The following is a 4,654-nucleotide window of genomic DNA, read 5'->3' on the forward strand; positions in this document are numbered from 1 at the left end:
GTCCAGCTCCAGGATGATCTCGACGATCTGTTGCATGCCGCTGTCTCCCAGGGGCCTCTGAGCTGCCCCCATCCCCCGGCTTTTACAGCAGCCGCCGCGGATGGGCCGAATTGAAAGGGAGCTGTGGTACGACTGGGGGGCGCGGGAGCTTCACCACATGAGCCTGCACGCCCCTCCTTCCTGTCAGACCTGCGGCAACTCCGTGCCGGTTGGCGCGTCGACGTGCCCGCATGACGGAACCCCCGTGCCAGACGCCGAGCCCACCTTGCGCCCATGGGCCTCGTTTCAGCAGCAGGCCCAGAAGTCCGAGGTGGAGCAGGATCCGCTGGTGGGGCAACGACTCGGCGAGTACGTGCTGCGTCGGCGCATCGGCAGCGGCGGCATGGGCGTCGTCTACGCGGGCGAGCACACCACCCTCGGCCTCGAGGTGGCCATCAAGCTCATCCGCGAGGAGTACGCCCAGCGCCCCCATGCACGCGACCTGCTGACCGAGGCCCGCGCCGCCAGTGCCATCCGCCACCGCGGCATCATCGATGTCCACGGCTTCGGCCACCAGCCGGGCGTCGGCCAGTACCTCGTCATGGAGTACCTCGAGGGCCGTCCCCTCAGTGCGCTCATCCGCGAGCGGGCTCCCCTGCCGCTCTCCGAGGCCGTCCCGCTGCTGTGCGAGGTGCTCGACGCGCTCTCGGCCGCGCACGCCGTGGGCGTCATCCACCGCGACCTCAAGCCGAGCAACATCTTCGTCGTCCGCCAGTCCAACGGCGCCGAGTACCTCAAGGTGCTCGACTTCGGGCTCGCCAAGCACGGCAGCGCACCCGGTGGCTCCTTGTTGTCCCAGACGCACTCGAACCTCGTCATCGGAACGCCTCAGTACATGGCTCCCGAGCAGGCCCTGTGCGAAGCGGTGGGGCCGCAGACGGACCTGTACGCGCTGGGCGTCATCGCCTTCGAGCTGCTCACCGGGCAGCGGCCCTTCCTGGGCCGCTCGTACCTGGAAGTGGTGGCCCACCACCTGAACAGCCCACCCCCCGCGCCTTCTTCGCTCGTCCCCCAGCCCCCGGGGCTCGATGCGCTCCTCCTCCGGCTGCTCGCCAAGGAGCCCCGGCAACGTCCGGCCTCGGCCAGCGAGGTGGCGCGGGAGCTGCGGGCCCTGCTCCAGTCGAGCGAGGGCTCCGCGGTGACGCCGCCGCCTCCACCGCCCACGCCCGTGCGCCGCTCGTACTTGAGTTCCTTGAAGTGGGGCGCCATGGCGGCCGTGTTCCTCTGGATCGCGACCCACTCGAGAGTCAACTGCGAGCCTCCTCCCACGCAGGCCACGGTCCAGACCCCTTCACCCCCGCCTCCCTGAGCCCTCGACACCGCAGCCGCGCCAGGCTCCTTCCTGACGCGGCTGCCCGCCCGCGCTTACAGCCCTGGATTGAGCTTCAGGAGGAAGATGCCCTCGATCGAGGAGACCGGCGGCGTCCCGAAGTCCACGGACCCATAGAACTCTCCCGTGAACACGACGTCCCCCTTGGAGTCCGTCGCGGCGGCTCTTCCCATGGCGACCTGGTAGACGCCGGGACTGGGCGACCGCCCGCCGAAGATCTTGTTCGTGCGGAAGGCGAGGTTGGGGCCGTACCACTCCAGGAAGGCGGCGGGAAACAGATCCCAGGGGGAGTGGAGCTGCCCCGCGACCAACACGTTCCCCTTCGCATCGAGGCTCAGGTCCAGATCGGACATCATCATCAACAAGGGGGAGGAGCCGTAGGTGGGGTCACCCAGCTTGTTCCTGCCCACCTGCTGGTTCCCGAGAACTTCTCCGTCGGGTCCAAACTTCATCAGCCTGGACAAGCCCTGGTAGGAAGCCCACGTCAGCACCAGCGCGTTGCCGGCAGGGTCCGCCAGCACCCGCTGGCCGCGCTCGTACATCCCCATGACGACGTCGTTGTTGATCAACCGGCTCCAGACCGGGTCGCCCTTGCTGCCCTCGAACTTCACGACGAAGGCATTCATGACGTACTGGGGGTTGACGACTGGCTTTCCACCGAAGTCGATCGTCGCTCCATTCTCCAGCTCTCCCAGCAGGAACACGGTGCCCGAGGGATCCACGGCCACGTCCGTGCTCCGCCCGGACGGAGACGCGTAGCTCCTGCTCCAGAGCGGCTCGCCCGTGTTCTCCTCGAGCTTCATCACGGCGATGGCTGGTCCCGGCACGGTGTGCTCCGTCCCCCCGACATGGAGCGTGCCTTGGAACCCACCGGTGACCAGGACGTTGCCCGTGGCCTCCACGGCGATCCCCGCCGCCCAGGCGGGGGACAGGGCATAGCCGCCAAAGCTCTTGACCCAGAGCACGGCCCCCGTGGGAGAGAGCTTCGCCACGAAGATGCTGGCATGGCCCTCACTGGTCAGCGTGCGGGTGCCAATCTTCAGCGTTCCGACGAAGGTTCCGGCGAGCACCACGTTGTCCTCGCCGTCCACGGCCAGGAAGTCCTGGTTCCGGTCGCCGCGCCACGTGCTCGCGTCATCTCGCTGGATGACCTGGCTCCAGACGTGCTGGCCGCCCACGTTGAACTTCGCCACGAACACGTCGTGCGCATCCGCCGTGAGGGGCCCCCCTCCCAGGTCGAGGGTGCCCGTGAAGGTGCCCGTCATGACCGTGTTGCCCCACCGATCGAGGGCGAGCCGTTTGGCCATCTTGTTGGACACGTCCGTTCCTCCCAGCTCTCGGAGCCACTCGGACGAGGGGGAACACACGGTCGAGCCGTCGCAGTCGTCGTCTTCCGCCGTCGAGCAGCTCTCCGGCTGGGGAAGCCGCTGGCCCTCGCACGTGACGTTGCCGAACGCATCGCAGCGCACGACGCCGCCGTGGCAGATGCCCACGCCCTGCGTGCCAGCGGGGCCGCCGTAGCAAGGCGTTCCCTCGAGTTCGGAGCAGCTACAGGCCTCGTTGACCCGGCCATCACAGTTCTCATCGAAGGGAAGCTGGCAGGACTCCGTGGCCGGCACCCGCTCTCCCAGACAGTCGCTCCAGCGGGTCCCCAGGCTGTTGCACTGCCGCCGGCCCGCCTGGCACCACCCCTTGCCCAGCGTCCCCGCGGGACCTCCGTAGGAGCACTCCCGATAGGCCCCCGGGGTGCAGAGGCCCTCGAGCTGGAGGGTGGCGGACGTGCACGCGCCACTTCCACAGGTGGCGGGCGCATCCGAGCCCGTCACGGACACCTCCGGGCTGATGTGCTCGGAAAGGGCGCCGGCGAAGAGCCTCGCGGTCCCCCCGCGCTTGATCTCGACACAGGCCCGGCCGTCCGCTCCGGTATAGGTAGGGCTGCTGACTCCCGTGTAGCTGGTGCCCACGGCATTCACCTGCACGTTGGGGACGGGCAGGCCGGCCGCGTTCACCACCTGGACGCTGACGCAGCTCTTGTCCCACCAGGGCGCGTCCATGTTCCACCAGGTGAAGTGGCGCACCTTCACGACCCAGGACCGCTTGCCGGGCTGGGAGGCAGAGGGCTGGACGGTGCCCGCGCCCTCCTTGCGCCACAGGCCCGCATCCAGATCGAACCACCACGCGGGGACGCTGTCCCCCACCTGGAAGCGGCTGGCGACGGCGTCGGGGAGGACGAACTCCAGGGTCGCCGAGGCACCGGGCGCGAGCTGAAGCGGAGCGCCGTCACGCCACAAGCTCACCTCGGCCATGAAGAAGCTCTCCAGCTGCACGGTCTCGCCGTTGGAGGTGCTCCCCTCCAGCGGGCCGGGCGCCAGCGCGAGCTGGGTGGTGGGATCCAGCGGCGTCACGGTGACCTGGACCGGGCCGGAGACGGGCTGGCCCAACGCATCCACGATGGCGCCCGGCGGCAGGGTGACCCGGACGGAGTCCGTCTCGATGACTCCACCCGTCGCGGCCTCGACGGAGAGGGGTTTGCCCAGCGGGAGCAGGCGCACCTGGTAGCCCACGTGGGCATCCGCGGCCAGCTGGACGGAGACGCTGGCGGAGGCGAAGCCGTGCGCGTCCACCCGGGCCTTGAAGCGGCCGGGCTGCAGGTTCTCGAACAGGTGGTGCCCGGCGCTGTCCACCGGGTAGGTCGCGTTCCGCGAGGAGATGGCGGCACCGGGGATGGGCTTGCCCGCGCCGTCCATCACCTCGAGGAAGAGGCTGGTGCCGGACGGGAGCTGGGGCGCCGCGCCGCCACGGACATAGAGCTCCGCGGAGGCCTGATCCTGGTGGCTGAAGCCGCCCACGGCGAGCACGTTGCCATCGGTCAGCAAGGTGGCGGTGTGCCCGTAGCGGCCCACCTTCATGCTGGCCGTGGTGCTCCAGGTGTGGGTCGCCGGGTCGTACAGCTCGGCCGTGGGCGAGGTGCCGATGTACTCGTGGAATCCTCCCGTCACGAGCACCTGTCCGGACGGCAACCGCGTGGCCGTGTGGTGGCGGCGCGGCGTGTTCATCGCGCCCGCGGCCGTCCAGCTCTCGCTCGCCGGGTCATACACCTCGGCCGAAGCCGCGGGCGTCCACTCGGTGCTGTCACTGCCGGCCACCAGCACCTTGCCCGAGCCCAGCAGCGTGGCCGTGTGCTCGCCGCGCGGCAGGCTCATGGCGGCCGTGGCCGTCCCGCTACCGCTGACCGGATCATAGAGCTCCGCCGAGGCGAGGCTGCCGCTGCCATCACGGCCGCCC

At 69.6% G+C, this 4,654-nt stretch carries 2 protein-coding genes; one reads left to right on the forward strand and one right to left on the reverse strand.

Going from position 1 to position 4,654, the window contains the following annotated elements; translation table 11 throughout:
• The first annotated feature begins 157 nt into the window (after positions 1-157).
• The gene (locus tag VF697_RS11120; protein ID WP_331094089.1) at positions 158-1,348 is read left to right on the forward strand and encodes a serine/threonine-protein kinase; all 1,191 of its coding nucleotides are present in this window, start codon (positions 158-160) and stop codon (positions 1,346-1,348) included.
• A gap of 56 nt (positions 1,349-1,404) precedes the next feature.
• Here the strand turns inward: VF697_RS11120 and VF697_RS11125 are convergent.
• Positions 1,405-4,654 (reverse strand): kelch repeat-containing protein (locus tag VF697_RS11125; protein WP_331094091.1); only part of this gene is annotated, 3,250 nt, incomplete at its 5' end.

Origin of the sequence: Archangium sp. (genome assembly GCF_036388035.1) — a bacterium.
Classification (GTDB): Bacteria; Myxococcota; Myxococcia; order Myxococcales; family Myxococcaceae; genus Archangium.

Excerpts from the sequence above, each read along its gene's own strand:
- VF697_RS11120 (WP_331094089.1), top strand. The coding sequence starts at position 158 with ATGAGCCTGCACGCCCCTCCTTCCTGTCAGACCTGCGGCAACTCCGTG.